This is a genomic window from Klebsiella pneumoniae (assembly GCF_000742135.1).
In the GTDB taxonomy this organism is placed as follows: Bacteria; Pseudomonadota; Gammaproteobacteria; order Enterobacterales; family Enterobacteriaceae; genus Klebsiella; species Klebsiella pneumoniae.
Genome location: NZ_KN046818.1, coordinates 1,906,898 through 1,921,167 on the forward strand (window position 1 = coordinate 1,906,898; position 14,270 = coordinate 1,921,167).

The window sequence follows — 14,270 nt, forward strand, 5'->3', positions numbered from 1 at the left end:
GCTGGCTGGCACGAACCGTGCAATCTACATTTACAGCGTAATAACTCATATTTATTAACATTATTGCTACTTTTAATTTACCGGAAGAGGTCGATATGTCTCAGTCAATTACGCGTAACCACTTTGATGAATGGATGATGCCGGTCTACGCGCCAGCGGCGTTTATTCCGGTGCGGGGCGCCGGGTCACGGCTGTGGGATCAGCAGGGCAAAGAGTATATCGATTTTGCCGGCGGCATCGCCGTGAACGCGCTGGGGCATGCCCATCCGCGTCTGGTGCAAGCCCTGACCGACCAGGCCGGCAAGTTCTGGCATACCGGCAACGGCTACACCAATGAGCCGATCCTGCGTCTGGCCAAAATGCTTATCGATGCTACCTTCGCCGACCGGGTCTTCTTCTGTAATTCCGGCGCCGAGGCCAATGAGGCAGCGCTCAAGCTGGCGCGTAAATATGCCCACGATCGCTTTGGCAGCGAGAAAAGTGGCATCGTCGCCTTTCAGAACGCTTTCCACGGGCGGACGCTGTTCACCGTCTCGGCGGGCGGTCAGCCGGCCTATTCCCGGGATTTCGCCCCGCTGCCGCCGCAGATCCAGCATGCCGTATTTAACGATCTCGAGTCGGCAAAGGCCTTAATCAATGACCAGACCTGCGCGGTGATCGTCGAGCCGGTGCAGGGCGAAGGGGGCGTGGTGCCGGCCAGCGTCGAGTTTTTACGCGGCCTGCGTCAGCTTTGCGACCAGCACAACGCCCTGCTGATTTTCGATGAAGTGCAGACCGGGGTCGGGCGCACCGGCGAGCTGTATGCCTATATGCACTACGGCGTGACGCCCGATGTGCTGACCACCGCCAAAGCGCTGGGCGGTGGTTTCCCTATTGGCGCGCTGCTGGCGACAGAGGCCTGCGCCAGCGTGATGACCGTCGGCACCCACGGCACCACCTACGGCGGTAACCCGCTGGCCGGGGCGGTGGCCGGCGAACTGCTGTCGATCGTCAACACCCCGGAAGTGCTCTCCGGCGTCAGACAGCGCCATCAGTGGTTTTGTGAACGCCTGCAGGCAATTAACGCCCGCTATGGCCTGTTCAAGGAGATCCGCGGCCTGGGACTGCTGCTCGGCTGCGTGCTAAACGACGCCTGGGCCGGGAAGGCGAAAACCCTCAGTAACCTGGCGGCGGAAGAGGGGGTGATGATTCTGATCGCCGGCGCCAACGTGGTGCGTTTCGCGCCGGCGCTGAACGTTAGTGAAGAAGAGGTGAACAGCGGGCTGGATCGCGTCGAGCGGGCCTGCGCGCGTTTCGTGGCAGGAGTCTCATCATGATGGTTATTCGACCGGTGGAGCCGGGCGATTTGCCCGGGCTGCTGAAGCTGGCAGCGGAGACCGGCGGCGGGTTGACCTCGCTGCCGGTGGATGAAGCGACCCTCGCGGCGCGGATCGCCCGCTCGCAGCAGACCTGGCGCGGCGAGCTACCGAAAAGCGAGCAGGGCTATGTCTTTGTGCTGGAGGAGAGCGAAAGCGGCGCGGTGGTGGGCATCTGCGCGATCGAGGTGGCGGTGGGGCTCAACGATCCCTGGTATAACTACCGGGTCGGCACCCAGGTCCATGCCTCGAAGGAGCTCAACGTCTATCAGGCGCTGCCGACGCTGTTTCTCAGCAACGATCATACCGGCAGCAGCGAGCTGTGCACCCTGTTCCTCGACCCGCAGTGGCGCAAAGAGGGCAATGGCTATCTGCTGTCGAAATCACGCTTCTTATTTATGGCCGCCTTTCGCGAGCGCTTCAATGAGAAGGTGGTCGCCGAGATGCGCGGGGTGATTGACGAGCAGGGCTACTCGCCGTTCTGGGAGAGCCTGGGCAAACGCTTTTTCGCCATGGAGTTTTCCCGTGCCGACTACCTGTGCGGCACCGGACAGAAGGCTTTCATTGCCGCCCTGATGCCCAAGCATCCGCTGTATATCGATTTCCTTTCCCCTGAGGCACAGGCGGTGATCGGCAAGGTTCATCCGCAGACCGCCCCGGCCCGGACGGTGCTGGAGAAAGAGGGGTTCCGCTACCTGAACTACATCGATATTTTCGACGGCGGCCCGACTCTGGAGTGCGACATCGACCGGGTGCGGGCGATCCGCAAAAGCCGTCTGGTGACCACTGAGGCCGGCGAAACCCCGCCCGGTGACTGGCCGCTGTGCCTGGTGGCGAATGAACAGTATCACCAGTTCCGCGCTCTGCTGGTGCATGCCGATCCGGATGGCGACACCCTGACCCTCAGCGCCCGCGAACTGGATATGCTGAAGTGTCATGCCGGCGACCAGGTGCGCATGGTGCGCCTGATCCCTGAGGAGAAAACTGCATGAGTCTGTGGATTAACGGCGAGTGGCGGCCCGGCCGTGGGCCAGGTTTCAGTAAACAGGATCCGGTTAACCTGAAGGTTGTCTGGCAGGGCGAGGCGGCGGATGCCGGGCAGGTTGCCGAGGCGGTGGCGGCTGCCCGCCAGGCGTTCCCGTCCTGGGCGCGGCTGCCGTTTGCCGCCCGTCAGGCGATCGTTGAAAAGTTTGCCGCTCTGCTGGAAGCCAGTAAGGCGGAGCTGACGGCGGTTATCGGCGCCGAGACCGGAAAGCCGCGCTGGGAGGCGGCCGGGGAAGTGACGGCGATGATCAACAAGGTGGCGATCTCGGTGAAGGCCTACCACGTCCGCACCGGCGAACAGCACAGCGACCTGCCCGACGGCGCCGCCACGCTGCGTCACCGGCCGCACGGCGTACTGGCGGTGTTTGGCCCCTATAACTTTCCCGGCCATCTGCCGAACGGGCACATCGTGCCGGCGCTGCTGGCGGGCAATACCGTGGTCTTTAAACCCAGCGAACTCACCCCGCGCAGCGGCGAAGCGGTGGTGAAACTATGGCAGCAGGCCGGCCTGCCCGTTGGGGTGCTCAACCTGGTGCAGGGCGGTCGGGATACCGGCGAGGCGCTCAGCGGCCAGGCGGATATCGACGGACTGCTGTTTACCGGCAGCTCAACCACCGGTTTTTATCTGCATCGCCAGCTGGCCGGGCAACCGCAGAAGATCCTCGCGCTGGAGATGGGCGGTAATAACCCGCTGATCGTCGACGATCCGCGGGACGTGGATGCCGCGGTGCATCTGACCATCCAGTCCGCCTTTATTACCGCTGGCCAGCGCTGCACCTGCGCCCGGCGTCTGCTGGTCCGACGCGGAGAGGCGGGCGATGCCTTCCTCTCCCGGCTGGTGACGGTGAGCCAACGGCTGATCCCGGCGGCGTGGGACGCCGAGCCGCAGCCGTTTCTCGGCGGGCTTATCTCTGAACAAGCCGCGCAGAAAGTGCATCAGGCCTGGCTGCAGCGGGTCGCCGCTGGCGCGGTCACCCTGCTGGAGCCGCGGTTATTGCAGGCCGGGACGTCGCTGCTAACGCCGGGGATTGTCGACATGAGCGACGTGGCCAATGTCGAGGATGAAGAGGTGTTTGGCCCGCTGCTTGGGGTCTGGCGCTACGACACGTTCGAGGAGGCGATTGCCTTAGCCAACGCTACCCGCTTCGGCCTCTCCTGTGGGTTAATCTCCCCGGAACGGGAGAAGTTCGATCGACTGCTGCTTGAGGCGCGGGCAGGGATAGTTAACTGGAACAAACCGCTGACCGGGGCGGCGAGTACCGCGCCGTTCGGCGGCACCGGGGCGTCCGGTAACCATCGTCCGGGGGCCTGGTATGCCGCCGATTATTGCGCCTGGCCGATGGCCAGCCTTGAATCGCCGACCCTGACGCTGCCCGCCAGCCTGAGCCCGGGGCTCGACTTTCTGGCCGGGGAGGCGTCATGACCGCCCGCGAAGTCAACTTTGACGGTCTGCCCGGGCTGACCCATCACTACGCCGGGCTCTCCTTTGGCAATGAGGCTTCCACCCGGCATCGCTATCGGGTGTCTAACCCGCAGCTGGCGGCAAAGCAGGGGCTGAAAAAAATGAAAGCCCTCGCCGACGCTGGCTACCCGCAGGCGGTGATCCCGCCGCAGGAGCGTCCCAACGTGCCGCTTCTGCGCCAGCTGGGCTTTAGCGGCAGCGATGAGCAGGTGGTGGCCCGGGTGGCGCAGCAGGAGCCGGATCTGCTGTCGGCGGTGAGTTCGGCCTCGGCGATGTGGGTGGCGAACGCGGCGACGGTGTGTCCCTCCGCCGATTCGCTGGATGGCCTGGTGCACCTGACGGTGGCGAATCTGCAGGATAAATTCCACCGCGCCAGCGAAGCACCGACCACAGAGGCGCTGCTGCAGGCGATTTTCCCCGACCGCACACGATTTTCTATCCACCCGGCGCTGCCCGCCTCGGCCTGGTTTGGCGACGAAGGGGCGGCGAACCATAATCGTCTCGGCGGCGAGTATGGCGCTCCCGGCGTCCAGCTCTTTGTCTATGGCCGCCGCCGGGGGAGCAAGGAGGCGCCGCGTCGCTATCCGGCGCGGCAAACCCTTGAGGCCAGCCAGGCGGTAGCGCGCCTCAATCAGGTCAATCCCCGCCAGCTGATCTTCGCCCGCCAGCATCCGGCGGCGATCGACACGGGGGTTTTTCATAACGACGTCATCGCGGTGAGCAACCGTCAGGTCCTGTTCTGCCATGAGCAGGCCTTTGCCGACCAGACCGCGCTTCTCCAGCAGCTGGCGCAGCGGGTGCCGGGTTTTACGCCGCTGGTGGTTCCCGCCAGCCGGGTCTCGGTGGCAGAGGCGGTTGCCACCTATCTGTTCAACAGCCAGCTGTTGAGCCGGGCGGATGGCAGCATGGCGCTTATCCTGCCTCAGGAAGCGCAGGAGCATGCCGGCGTCTGGGAATACCTCAATGAGCTGCTGGCCGGGGATAACCCCATCGCCGACCTGCGGGTGTTCGATCTGCGCGAGAGCATGGCCAACGGCGGCGGTCCGGCGTGCCTGCGCCTGCGGGTGGTGTTGACGGCCGAGGAGTATCAGGCGGTCAATCCGCACGTCCTGATGAACGATACGCTGTTTGCCACCCTCAATGACTGGGTGGATCGCTACTATCGTGATCGTCTCACCCAGGCCGACCTCGCCGACCCGCAGCTGCTGCGGGAAGGGCGCGACGCGCTGGATCGGTTGACCCAGATCCTGCAGCTCGGTTCGGTTTATCCATTTCAGCAATAAGGGGGCGCGGTGGAACATTTTCTGGCATTAACCCTGGCGGGGCGATTGCCCCATCACTTTCACGGCGAGACGGCTCATTTCCGCTGGCACTGGCAGGGGGAGGGGATCCTTAAGCTGACGCCGCATGCGCGCTGCGAACGCGGGCTGGTACTTTCCTGCGCCATTCATGGCAACGAAACGGCGCCGGTGGAGATAGTCGACCAGCTGGTGCAGCGACTGGTCCGGGAGGCACTCCCGCTGCGCTGGCGGCTGCTGGTGATCGTCGGCAACCCACCAGCGCTGCGGGCGAATAAGCGCTATCTGCACAGCGATATGAACCGCATGTTTGGCGAGCGCTGGCGGCAGTTTCCGCTCAGTGAGGAGACGCAGCGGGCGCAGCGGCTGGAGCAGGCGGTAGCCCGCTTTTATCGCGACCACGATGGCCCGCGCTGGCACCTCGATCTGCATACCGCGATCCGCGGGTCGCTACATCCGCGCTTCGGCGTGCTCCCGGCCCGCGATAAGCCGTGGGAGGAGGATTTTCTTCACTGGCTGGGCGGCGCCGGGCTGGAGGCGCTGGTGTTTCATCGCCAGCCCGGCGGGACCTTCACCCACTTCAGCTGCGAACGGTTCGCGGCGCTGGCCTGCACCCTTGAGCTGGGCAAAGCGCTGCCGTTGGGGGAAAACGATCTGACGCAGTTTGCCGCCGTCCAGCGGGCGCTCTCCCGGCTGCTGGTGGGGGATCTGGCCATTGCCGACGCCCCGGCGCCGCTGCGCTACCGGGTGGTACAGCAGCTAACCCGCCATAGCGATGATTTCCGCTTGCATATGGCGGATCAGACGCTGAACTTCACCCCCTTCGAACCCGGCACGCTGCTGGCGGAAGAGGGCGAGACGCGGTATGTGGTGGGGCCTGAGACGGAGTATGTTCTGTTTCCTAACCCGACGGTGGCGAAAGGACTGCGCGCCGGCCTGATGCTGGAGAAATTATCCTGAGGGCAAGCCGTCCGCCGGGCGGCCTGCTTTATTGCGCGCGTCTTTTTTCGCCATCTTATTTTTTCGTGCTCCAGTGTAAATTTGCAGATTATTCCTGGTAAAATGCTTTGTTTTTAATCTCCCCTCCTTTATACTCTCCATAATTTCTCTGCAAAACAGTAAGTTATTTATTTTTTATTGCAATTCTTCGGCTAAATTCCTTATTTTCTCCATAATTGACGAGAAACTGTTTTTTACACTTTCATTGTTTTACTCTTGCTCTGACTAATTGACGATTAACGTCGTAAAGTTAATCTCGTCAACACGGCAACGCGCCGTAAGAATAACGTAAAGTAAGGATTGAATGATGAAGAAACTCACTGCACTGTTTGTTGCCTCTACTCTGGCTCTGGGCGCGGCTAACCTGGCACACGCCGCCGATACCACCACCGCGCCGAGCGACAGCAAGCCGATGATGATGCATCATAAAGGCGGCCCGGGTCAGCATGACATGATGTTTAAAGGCCTGAACCTGACCGATGCGCAGAAGCAGCAGATCCGCGACATCATGAAGAGCCAGCGCGAAAATATGAAACGTCCGTCCCTTGAAGAACGCCGCGCGATGCACGATCTGATCGCCAGCGACACCTTCGATAAGGCGAAGGCGGAAGCGCAGATCGATAAGATGGAAGCGCAGCATAAAGCGATGGCGCTGTCCCGCCTGGAAACGCAGAACAAGATCTACAACATTCTGACCCCAGAGCAGAAAAAACAGTTCAATGCTAATTTTGAGAAGCATCTGACAGAACGCAACGCGCCGGCAGGTAAAATGCCTGCACCTGCTGAATAATGTAGCGCACTGAATCAAGACCGCCGGTCTTGCCCAATAATGCCATCAGGCGTTGGGCAGGGCCGGCGGTTTTTTATTGGTGGCTTCTCAGCCAAGCGGATGCAGCGGATAGTCTCCGCTGAGCAAAGGCTTACAGAGGATCTTGTAACCATCCTGGTCAAATCCGGCGGGCAGACGGGTCAACTCCGCCGCCTGGTCGAGCGATTCAACGGCGCCCAGCCACAGCCAGTTATGAATGACGTGATACTGCGTCATGTCCGAGCCGCGCTCCTCCAGCGCCACGGGCCCCGCCCACGGCCAGCACACCAGCTGCAGTCTGCTCATCTGCGCCAGCAGGCGCTCTCTGTGCGCCTCCACGCTCTCCTTTCCACAGCAGGCCCCGGCGCAGCGGCCCAGCGCGGAGCGAAAGCAGGCGCGGCCGCGGCTGAGCGGTTCCAGACCAAGCAGGCCATAACAGAGGCGCTGTTCGTCAGCGAGGCTCTGCAGCATCTGCAGCGCCGCCCGCCGGTTGGCGAACAGGCCATAGAGATGCTGCTGGTGCGAGAAATCAACCTCACGGGCATAGACAATCTGCGGCCGGTCGTCCGCAAGTAGCCAGGCGCAGAGCTGCTTGTTACGCCGTAGCCGCTTGTTAAACAGCGGCTGCTGCTCTTTAATCAACCGCGCCTCCAGCAGCAGCGCTCCCAGCTCGCCAGCGGTGCGCTGCCAGGTGATACGCCGCGACTGACGCAGCATCGCGGCCTCTTCAGGGGTGCGCAGGTGGGATAACACCCGGCTGCGGAGGTTGACGCTCTTACCGATATAGAGCGGCATCGTGTCGCTGTCGCCGTGAAACTGATAGACGCCCGGCAGCTTCGGCAGCGCCTCCAGCCACGGGCGAAGATGTTCGGGATATTCATAGATCGCCGCCGCCTCAAACTCGAGACGCGGGGCTGATTGCTTTCTGGCCACAATAACTCCTGGTACTGTCTATCTATCCAGTATAGCAGGCCATTTTTGCGGCGAAAAGGGCAAAAAATAACCCCGGCGCAGGCCGGGGCGGGGGGAGAGACTATTTTTTCCAGAAATCGTCAAAGACGGTGATCGGCGGCCGACGCTTGTGTTCGGTTTTCAGATACCAGCCCTCGATCGTTTTGGCGATGCTCGGGTCCAGCGTTTTGCCTTCCAGATAATCGTCGATGATCTCGTAGGTGACACCCAGGGCCACTTCATCCGGCAGGGAGGGGCGATCGTCTTCCAGGTCGGCGGTGGGCAGCTTCTTATACAGATGTTCCGGGCAGCCGAGATGGGCCAGCAGCTGTTTGCCCTGACGTTTGTTCAGGCGGAAAATTGGGTTGATGTCGGTGCCGCCGTCGCCATATTTGGTGAAAAAGCCGGTAATCGCTTCCGCCGCATGGTCGGTACCGACCACAACTCCTTTGGTCATTCCGGCGATGCTGTACTGGGCCTTCATTCGCTCACGGGCTTTTTCATTTCCGCGAACGAAGTCGCTCAGTTCGATGCCTGCTTCGCGCAGCGCCTGTTCGCTGGCCAGCACCGCAGCTTTAATATTGACTGTCAACACCCGGTCAGGCTGGATAAATGCGATGGCGTCCTGGCAGTCCTGCTCATCAGCCTGCACGCCATAGGGTAAACGGACGGCGATAAACTGCAGGCTACTGTCGCCGGTTTCGGCACGCAGTTCGTTAATCGCTATCTGGCACAGTTTTCCCGTCAGGGTGGAGTCCTGACCGCCGCTGATACCCAGCACCAGCGATTTAATAAACGGGTAGGTCTGCAGGTATGACTTCAGGAAATCGACGCTGCGGCGGATCTCGCCTGCGACATCAATCTGCGGCTTTGCGCCCAGCGCCTGAATAATCTCTTGTTGTAGCGTCATCGCGCCCTCCGAAAGTGAATCTGTTTGGCAAGCTGTTGGCTTAAAGCTACCTCTTTGCCGCTGAAACGACAAGGACCGGGGTTTTGACTGCCGGAAAAGAAGGCAATCAATGACATAGGTTTTCATTATAGATGCTGTACCGCGCATTGCGCCGCCGTCCGACGTCGGCAGAACAATCCTGTTTACGCAATAACATAACCTGACATGATTTCACTGTTCGGCTTGAAAAATAACACTATTTATTCCAGGCTTATCGTTACACAGTAGAAAAGAGGAACCAAAATGAACAAAAGCTTAGCAGGAATACTGGGCGTCACCGTCGCGTTAACCTTACTGGCGGGCTGTACCGCTTACGATCGTACCAAAGACCAGTTTACCCAGCCGGTGGTGAAAGATGTGAAGAAAGGGATGTCGCGTCAGCAGGTGATGCAGATCGCCGGCAAACCTTCAACGGAAGTCACCATGGTCCATGCCCGCGGCACCTGCCAGACCTATATCCTCGGTCAACGAGATGGTAAAGTTGAAACCTACTTTGTGGCCCTCGACGAAACGGGTCACGTCATGAACTCCGGCTACCAGACCTGCGCCGAGTATGATACCGACCCGCGCAACGCCAGGTAAGCTTCCTACTGTTTACTGACTTCTACGTAAGCCCGACCACTGGTCGGGCTTTTTTGTGAGTCATGATGCTTATTTAATTGCGCGAATTATTTGGATGAAAATGTGAGGGTAGTCAAAACCGGAGGTCAATGAGAGACAATTCTGTTCAACAGCGAATTATCCTGGCGGCTCAGCTTGCCGTATACTCAACTCATAAACAGAATTAACCGGATGTTACCAGTCTTACCGGCTCTCAGCGGTTACTGAAGGCCCTGGTCTCACACATTGAGGAAGCGTTCATGGAAAAGAAACACATTTATCTCTTCTGCTCGGCAGGCATGTCCACGTCACTGCTGGTCTCCAAAATGCGGGCGCAGGCGGAAAAACATGAAGTCCCGGTCATTATTGAAGCCTATCACGAAACCCTCGCGGGCGAAAAAGGGCCGGAAGCCGACGTAGTATTATTAGGGCCACAAATTGCGTATATTTTACCGGAAATTCAGCGCCTGCTGCCGAATAAACCGGTTGAAGTTATCGACTCCCTTCTCTATGGCAAAGTTGATGGTTTAGGGGTATTGAAAGCCGCCGTCGCGGCTATTAAGAAAGCTGCAGCACAATAATTTTAACTTTTAAAACTCGATGTATTTTGACGCCTGGCGGCTGCCTGTTGTCGGACGTCAAAAAATAATGAGTTTATTTTCCCGTCAAAGAGTAATTTCATACATCATCGCCGTAATAGTTTATTGCGGCTTTTAAGGGTATTGACTATGAGTAAAGTGATCGATTCGCTTGAAAAGGTACTCCTTCCTTTTGCAGTGAAAATAGGAAAGCAGCCGCATATTAATGCAATAAAAAATGGATTTATTAAATTAATGCCGTTGACCCTCGCCGGGGCCATGTTTGTGTTAATTAACAACGTTTTTCTGAGCTTCGGCGAAGGCTCTTTCTTTTATTCCATGGGCATTCGCCTGGATGCCTCCACCATTGAAACCTTAAACGGCTTTAAGGCTATCGGCGGAAACGTCTATAACGGCACCCTCGGGATTATGTCGCTAATGGCGCCGTTCTTTATCGGCTCCGCGCTGGCGGAAGAGCGCAAAGTTGACCCGATGGCAGCTGGCCTGCTGGCGGTGGCGGCCTTCATGACCGTGACCCCGTATAGCGTGGGCGAAGCCTATGCGGTGGGCGCCAACTGGTTGGGCGGGCAGAACATCATCTCCGGGATGATTATCGGTCTGGTCGTTGCGGAACTGTTCACCTTCGTGATCCGTCGCAACTGGGTGATTAGACTGCCGGACAGCGTGCCGGGGTCGGTATCACGCTCTTTCTCAGCGCTGATCCCGGGCTTCTTGATCCTCTCCATCTTCGGCATTATTTCGTGGGCCCTGGCGAGCTATGGCAGCAACTTCCACCAGATCATCATGGACTCTATCTCGACGCCGCTGGCGGCGATGGGCAGCGTGGTTGGCTGGGCATACGTTATCTTTAACTCTCTGCTGTGGTTCTTCGGTGTGCACGGTTCTCTGGCGCTTACCGCCCTGGATAACGGCATCATGACGCCGTGGGCGCTGGAAAACATCGCGCTGTACAACCAGTACGGCTCTGTTGATGCGGCCATCGAAGCGGGCAAACAGTTCCACTTCTGGGCTAAACCGATGCTCGACTCCTACATCCTGCTGGGTGGCTCCGGGGCGACGCTGGGTCTGATTATCGCCATCTTTATCGCTTCTCGCCGCGCTGACCATCGTCAGGTTGCTAAGCTGGCGCTGCCGTCAGGCATCTTCCAGATTAACGAACCGATTCTGTTTGGTCTGCCGATCATCATGAACCCGGTGATGTTCATCCCGTTCGTGCTGGTTCAGCCGATTCTGGCGGCCATTACGCTGGCGGCCTACAGCCTGGGGATTATCCCACCGGTGACCAACCTGGCGCCGTGGACTATGCCGACCGGTTTGGGAGCGTTCTTTAACAGTAACGGCAGCGTTGCCGCCCTGCTGGTGGCCCTGTTCAACCTTGGCGTCGCTACCCTGGTCTACCTGCCGTTTGTGGTGCTGTCGAATAAAGCGCAGACCGTTATCGAGCAGGAAGAGAGCGAAGAAGACATCGCTAACGCACTGAAATTCTGATACCGCGCGGTACGGGCAGCGTCCCGTACCGCCTGATAAATGAGGGAAATATTATGTTTGATCTGGACAACATCGACGCGGTAGAGACCCCGGAAAATGACCTCGAAGAGGTAGTGATGGGGCTGATTATCAACTCCGGACAAGCCCGTAGCCTGGCCTATGGCGCGCTGAAGCAGGCGAAGCAGGGCGACTTTGCCGCAGCGAAAGCGATGATGGAGCAGTCGCGCCAGGCGCTGAGCGAGGCGCATCGCGTGCAGACCCAGCTTATCGAAAGCGACGAGGGCGAAGGGAAAATGAAGGTCAGCCTGGTGCTGGTGCATGCCCAGGACCATCTGATGACCTCCATGCTGGCTCGTGAGCTGGTGGCCGAATTGATTGAGCTGCACGAGAAGGTACAATAGGCCATCGCGACGATGAGGCAGCCCAGAATGATGACCACCGAGATCAGTACCGCCAGAGAACAACAGCTGTTCAACGGGAAGAACTTTCATGTGGTCATCTATAACAAAACGGAAAGCGTGAGCGGGCTTCACCAGCATGATTACTACGAATTAACCGTGGTGTTAACCGGGCGCTATTACCAGGAGATCAATGGCAAACGGGTGCTGCTGGAGCGCGGGGATTTCGTCTTTATCCCGATGGGCTCGCACCACCAGAGCTTTTACGAGTTCGGGGCGACGCGCATCCTTAACGTCGGCATCAGCAGACGCTTCTTTGAGAAACACTACCTGCCGCTGCTGCCGTTTGGTCTGGTGGCTTAGCAAGTCTACGCCGTGCAGAGCGCTTTTCTCGGCTACGTTGAGTCGGTCATCGCCTCACTCAATTTTCGCGAAACGGAATTTGACGAATTTATCGAGCTGGTCTCCTTTTATGTCATTAACCGTTTACGCCACTATCGTGAAGAGCCGGTTGCCGACGTGACGCCGCAATGGTTAAAAAATACCGTGGAAGCCATGCATGATAAGCTGAAATTCGGTGAAGGCGCTCTCGAAAACATGGTTCGCTTATCCGGAAAAACGCAGGAATATTTAACCCGGGCGACCCAGCGCTATTATGGTAAAACGCCGATGCAGATAATTAATGATATCCGTATCAACTTTGCCAAAAAACAGCTGGAAATTACCAATTATTCGGTGACGGATATTGCGTATGAATCAGGTTACAGCAGCCCGAGCCTGTTTATTAAAACCTTTAAAAAACTGACATCGTTTACGCCGAGCAGTTATCGCAAACATTTGACCAGTATTAATTAAACCCGCGCGGCGTTCGCCGCCAGGTTTATACCGAAAATCATTCAAGTTAACTGTCCGCATTGTTGCGGAGAGCGGCCTGCGTCCAGGCGCAGCGCCTAAGGGAGAAAAAGATGAGCCAGAAATTAAAAGTAGTCACTATTGGCGGCGGCAGCAGCTATACCCCGGAATTACTGGAAGGATTTCTGAAACGTTATCATGAACTGCCGGTAAGCGAACTGTGGTTGGTAGACGTCGAAGAGGGCCAGGAGAAGCTCGATATTATCCACGCGCTGTGCCAGCGGATGGTGGAAAAAGCCGGCGTGCCGATGAAAGTCTATAAAACGCTGGATCGCCGCGCAGCGCTGCAGGGCGCAGATTTCGTCACCACCCAGCTGCGCGTGGGCCAGCTGAAGGCGCGTGAAAAAGATGAGCGCATCCCGCTGAGTCACGGCTACCTGGGTCAGGAGACCAACGGGGCGGGCGGGTTGTTTAAAGGACTGCGCACCATCCCGGTGATTTTCGATATCGTGAAAGATGTGCAGGAAATTTGCCCCGACGCATGGATCATCAACTTCACCAACCCGGCGGGCATGGTCACCGAGGCGGTCTATCGCCACACCAATTTCAAACGCTTTATCGGCGTGTGCAACATTCCTATCGGCATGAAGATGTTCATCACCGACGTGCTGCAGCTGAGCCCGAGCGATGAGCTGAATATCGACCTGTTTGGTCTGAACCACCTGGTGTTCGTCCGCGACGTGCTGGTTAACGGTGTCTCGCGCTTCGATGAGCTGCTGGACGGCGTGGCCTCCGGCCGTCTGACCGCGAACTCGGTGAAAAACATCTTCGACCTGCCGTTTAGCGAAGGGCTGATCCGCTCCCTGCGCCTGATCCCATGCTCTTACCTGCTCTACTACTTTAAGCCAAAAGAGATGCTGGCGATTGAGATGGGCGAGTACTACAAAGGCGGTGCGCGCGCCCAGGTGGTGCAGAAGGTGGAGAAACAGCTGTTCGAGCTGTATAAAAACCCGGATCTTAACGTTAAGCCGAAGGAGCTGGAGCAGCGCGGCGGGGCCTATTACTCTGATGCCGCTTGCGAAGTAATCAATGCCATCTATAACGACAAGCAGACTGAGCACTATGTGAATATCCCGCATCATGGTCATGTCGATAATATCCCGGCGGACTGGGCGGTAGAGATGAGCTGCACCTTAGGCCGCGACGGCGCGAAGCCGACGCCGCGCATTACTCATTTCGATGAGAAGGTGTTAGGGCTTATCTACACCATCAAGGGGTTCGAAGTGGCGGCCAGCCAGGCGGCGATCAGCGGTGAGCTGAACGATGTCCTGTTGGCGCTGAACTTAAGCCCGCTGATCCATTCCGATCGTGACGCCGAACAGCTGGCGCGGGAGATGATTCTGGCGCATGAAAAATGGCTGCCGAACTTTGCGGCGACGATCGAAAAACTAAAATCGTAACGGGAGT

General features: G+C 58.4%; 14 protein-coding genes and 1 pseudogene. 13 read left to right on the forward strand and 2 right to left on the reverse strand.

What is annotated here, in order from left to right:
- Positions 1-95: 95 nt before the first annotated feature.
- The 6 genes from astC (at position 96) to spy (ending at position 6,948) form a co-directional block, all read left to right on the forward strand.
- A complete protein-coding gene (gene astC / locus DR88_RS16290) occupies positions 96-1,316 on the forward strand; it encodes a succinylornithine/acetylornithine transaminase (protein ID WP_002901489.1) in 1,221 nt (406 codons plus the stop codon).
- Positions 1,313-2,347 carry an arginine N-succinyltransferase gene (gene astA / locus DR88_RS16285; RefSeq protein WP_002901491.1) on the forward strand — a complete coding sequence of 345 codons (1,035 nt, stop codon included), beginning with the start codon at positions 1,313-1,315 and terminating at the stop codon, positions 2,345-2,347. The genes astC and astA overlap by 4 nt, the downstream gene beginning before the upstream one ends.
- Complete coding sequence (gene astD / locus DR88_RS16280) at positions 2,344-3,822, forward strand: succinylglutamate-semialdehyde dehydrogenase (RefSeq protein ID WP_004148085.1); 1,479 nt, start codon at positions 2,344-2,346, stop codon at positions 3,820-3,822. The genes astA and astD overlap by 4 nt, the downstream gene beginning before the upstream one ends.
- Positions 3,819-5,144, forward strand: coding sequence for an N-succinylarginine dihydrolase (gene astB / locus DR88_RS16275; RefSeq protein ID WP_004148086.1), 1,326 nt, complete (start codon positions 3,819-3,821; stop codon positions 5,142-5,144). Before astD ends, astB begins: the two co-directional genes overlap by 4 nt.
- 9 nt (positions 5,145-5,153) lie before the next feature.
- Complete coding sequence (gene astE, locus DR88_RS16270; RefSeq protein WP_004148087.1) at positions 5,154-6,119, forward strand: succinylglutamate desuccinylase; 966 nt, start codon at positions 5,154-5,156, stop codon at positions 6,117-6,119.
- Positions 6,120-6,462: 343 nt separating this feature from the next.
- On the forward strand, positions 6,463-6,948 hold the full coding sequence (gene spy, locus DR88_RS16265; RefSeq protein WP_004217130.1) for an ATP-independent periplasmic protein-refolding chaperone Spy: 486 nt from the start codon (positions 6,463-6,465) through the stop codon (positions 6,946-6,948).
- An 87-nt stretch (positions 6,949-7,035) separates the two neighbouring features.
- Here the strand turns inward: spy and cho are convergent, their stop codons facing one another.
- Together cho and nadE are read right to left on the reverse strand one after the other, a co-directional pair.
- Positions 7,036-7,899 (reverse strand): excinuclease Cho, encoded by an 864-nt coding sequence (gene cho / locus DR88_RS16260; RefSeq protein ID WP_025860946.1) that lies wholly within the window; start codon positions 7,897-7,899, stop codon positions 7,036-7,038.
- 100 nt (positions 7,900-7,999) lie between these two features.
- The gene (gene nadE / locus DR88_RS16255) at positions 8,000-8,827 is read right to left on the reverse strand and encodes an NAD(+) synthase (RefSeq protein ID WP_032443852.1); all 828 of its coding nucleotides are present in this window, start codon (positions 8,825-8,827) and stop codon (positions 8,000-8,002) included.
- Positions 8,828-9,109: 282 nt separating this feature from the next.
- Here nadE and osmE point away from each other — a divergent pair, with 282 nt between their 5' ends.
- The 7 genes and pseudogenes from osmE (at position 9,110) to DR88_RS16230 (ending at position 14,263) form a co-directional block, all read left to right on the forward strand.
- Positions 9,110-9,448 (forward strand): osmotically-inducible lipoprotein OsmE, encoded by a 339-nt coding sequence (gene osmE, locus DR88_RS16250; RefSeq protein WP_002901544.1) that lies wholly within the window; start codon positions 9,110-9,112, stop codon positions 9,446-9,448.
- Between the two features lie 278 nt (positions 9,449-9,726).
- Positions 9,727-10,047, forward strand: coding sequence for a PTS N,N'-diacetylchitobiose transporter subunit IIB (chbB, locus tag DR88_RS16245; protein ID WP_004148090.1), 321 nt, complete (start codon positions 9,727-9,729; stop codon positions 10,045-10,047).
- Positions 10,048-10,066: 19 nt separating this feature from the next.
- Positions 10,067-10,183: a hypothetical protein gene (locus tag DR88_RS30570; RefSeq protein ID WP_032424497.1), complete on the forward strand. Its 117-nt coding sequence runs from the start codon at positions 10,067-10,069 to the stop codon at positions 10,181-10,183.
- Positions 10,184-10,194: 11 nt separating this feature from the next.
- Positions 10,195-11,553 carry a PTS N,N'-diacetylchitobiose transporter subunit IIC gene (gene chbC, locus DR88_RS16240; RefSeq protein WP_004148091.1) on the forward strand — a complete coding sequence of 453 codons (1,359 nt, stop codon included), beginning with the start codon at positions 10,195-10,197 and terminating at the stop codon, positions 11,551-11,553.
- Positions 11,554-11,606: 53 nt separating this feature from the next.
- Positions 11,607-11,954, forward strand: a complete 348-nt coding sequence (gene chbA / locus DR88_RS16235) for a PTS N,N'-diacetylchitobiose transporter subunit IIA (protein ID WP_004140356.1) — start codon at positions 11,607-11,609, stop codon at positions 11,952-11,954.
- A 27-nt stretch (positions 11,955-11,981) separates the two neighbouring features.
- Positions 11,982-12,806, forward strand: a pseudogene (gene chbR / locus DR88_RS0125565) (transcriptional regulator ChbR).
- 110 nt (positions 12,807-12,916) lie between these two features.
- Complete coding sequence (locus tag DR88_RS16230) at positions 12,917-14,263, forward strand: 6-phospho-beta-glucosidase (protein ID WP_004148093.1); 1,347 nt, start codon at positions 12,917-12,919, stop codon at positions 14,261-14,263.
- The last annotated feature ends 7 nt before the right edge of the window (positions 14,264-14,270 follow it).

Coding starts and splice junctions, on each gene's coding strand:
- chbC (WP_004148091.1), top strand. CDS start 10,195: ATGAGTAAAGTGATCGATTCGCTTGAAAAGGTACTCCTTCCTTTTGCA.
- astB (WP_004148086.1), top strand. CDS start 3,819: ATGACCGCCCGCGAAGTCAACTTTGACGGTCTGCCCGGGCTGACCCAT.
- osmE (WP_002901544.1), top strand. CDS start 9,110: ATGAACAAAAGCTTAGCAGGAATACTGGGCGTCACCGTCGCGTTAACC.
- astA (WP_002901491.1), top strand. CDS start 1,313: ATGATGGTTATTCGACCGGTGGAGCCGGGCGATTTGCCCGGGCTGCTG.
- astD (WP_004148085.1), top strand. CDS start 2,344: ATGAGTCTGTGGATTAACGGCGAGTGGCGGCCCGGCCGTGGGCCAGGT.
- astC (WP_002901489.1), top strand. CDS start 96: ATGTCTCAGTCAATTACGCGTAACCACTTTGATGAATGGATGATGCCG.
- chbB (WP_004148090.1), top strand. CDS start 9,727: ATGGAAAAGAAACACATTTATCTCTTCTGCTCGGCAGGCATGTCCACG.
- nadE (WP_032443852.1), bottom strand. CDS start 8,827: ATGACGCTACAACAAGAGATTATTCAGGCGCTGGGCGCAAAGCCGCAG.
- spy (WP_004217130.1), top strand. CDS start 6,463: ATGATGAAGAAACTCACTGCACTGTTTGTTGCCTCTACTCTGGCTCTG.
- DR88_RS30570 (WP_032424497.1), top strand. CDS start 10,067: ATGTATTTTGACGCCTGGCGGCTGCCTGTTGTCGGACGTCAAAAAATA.
- DR88_RS16230 (WP_004148093.1), top strand. CDS start 12,917: ATGAGCCAGAAATTAAAAGTAGTCACTATTGGCGGCGGCAGCAGCTAT.
- chbA (WP_004140356.1), top strand. CDS start 11,607: ATGTTTGATCTGGACAACATCGACGCGGTAGAGACCCCGGAAAATGAC.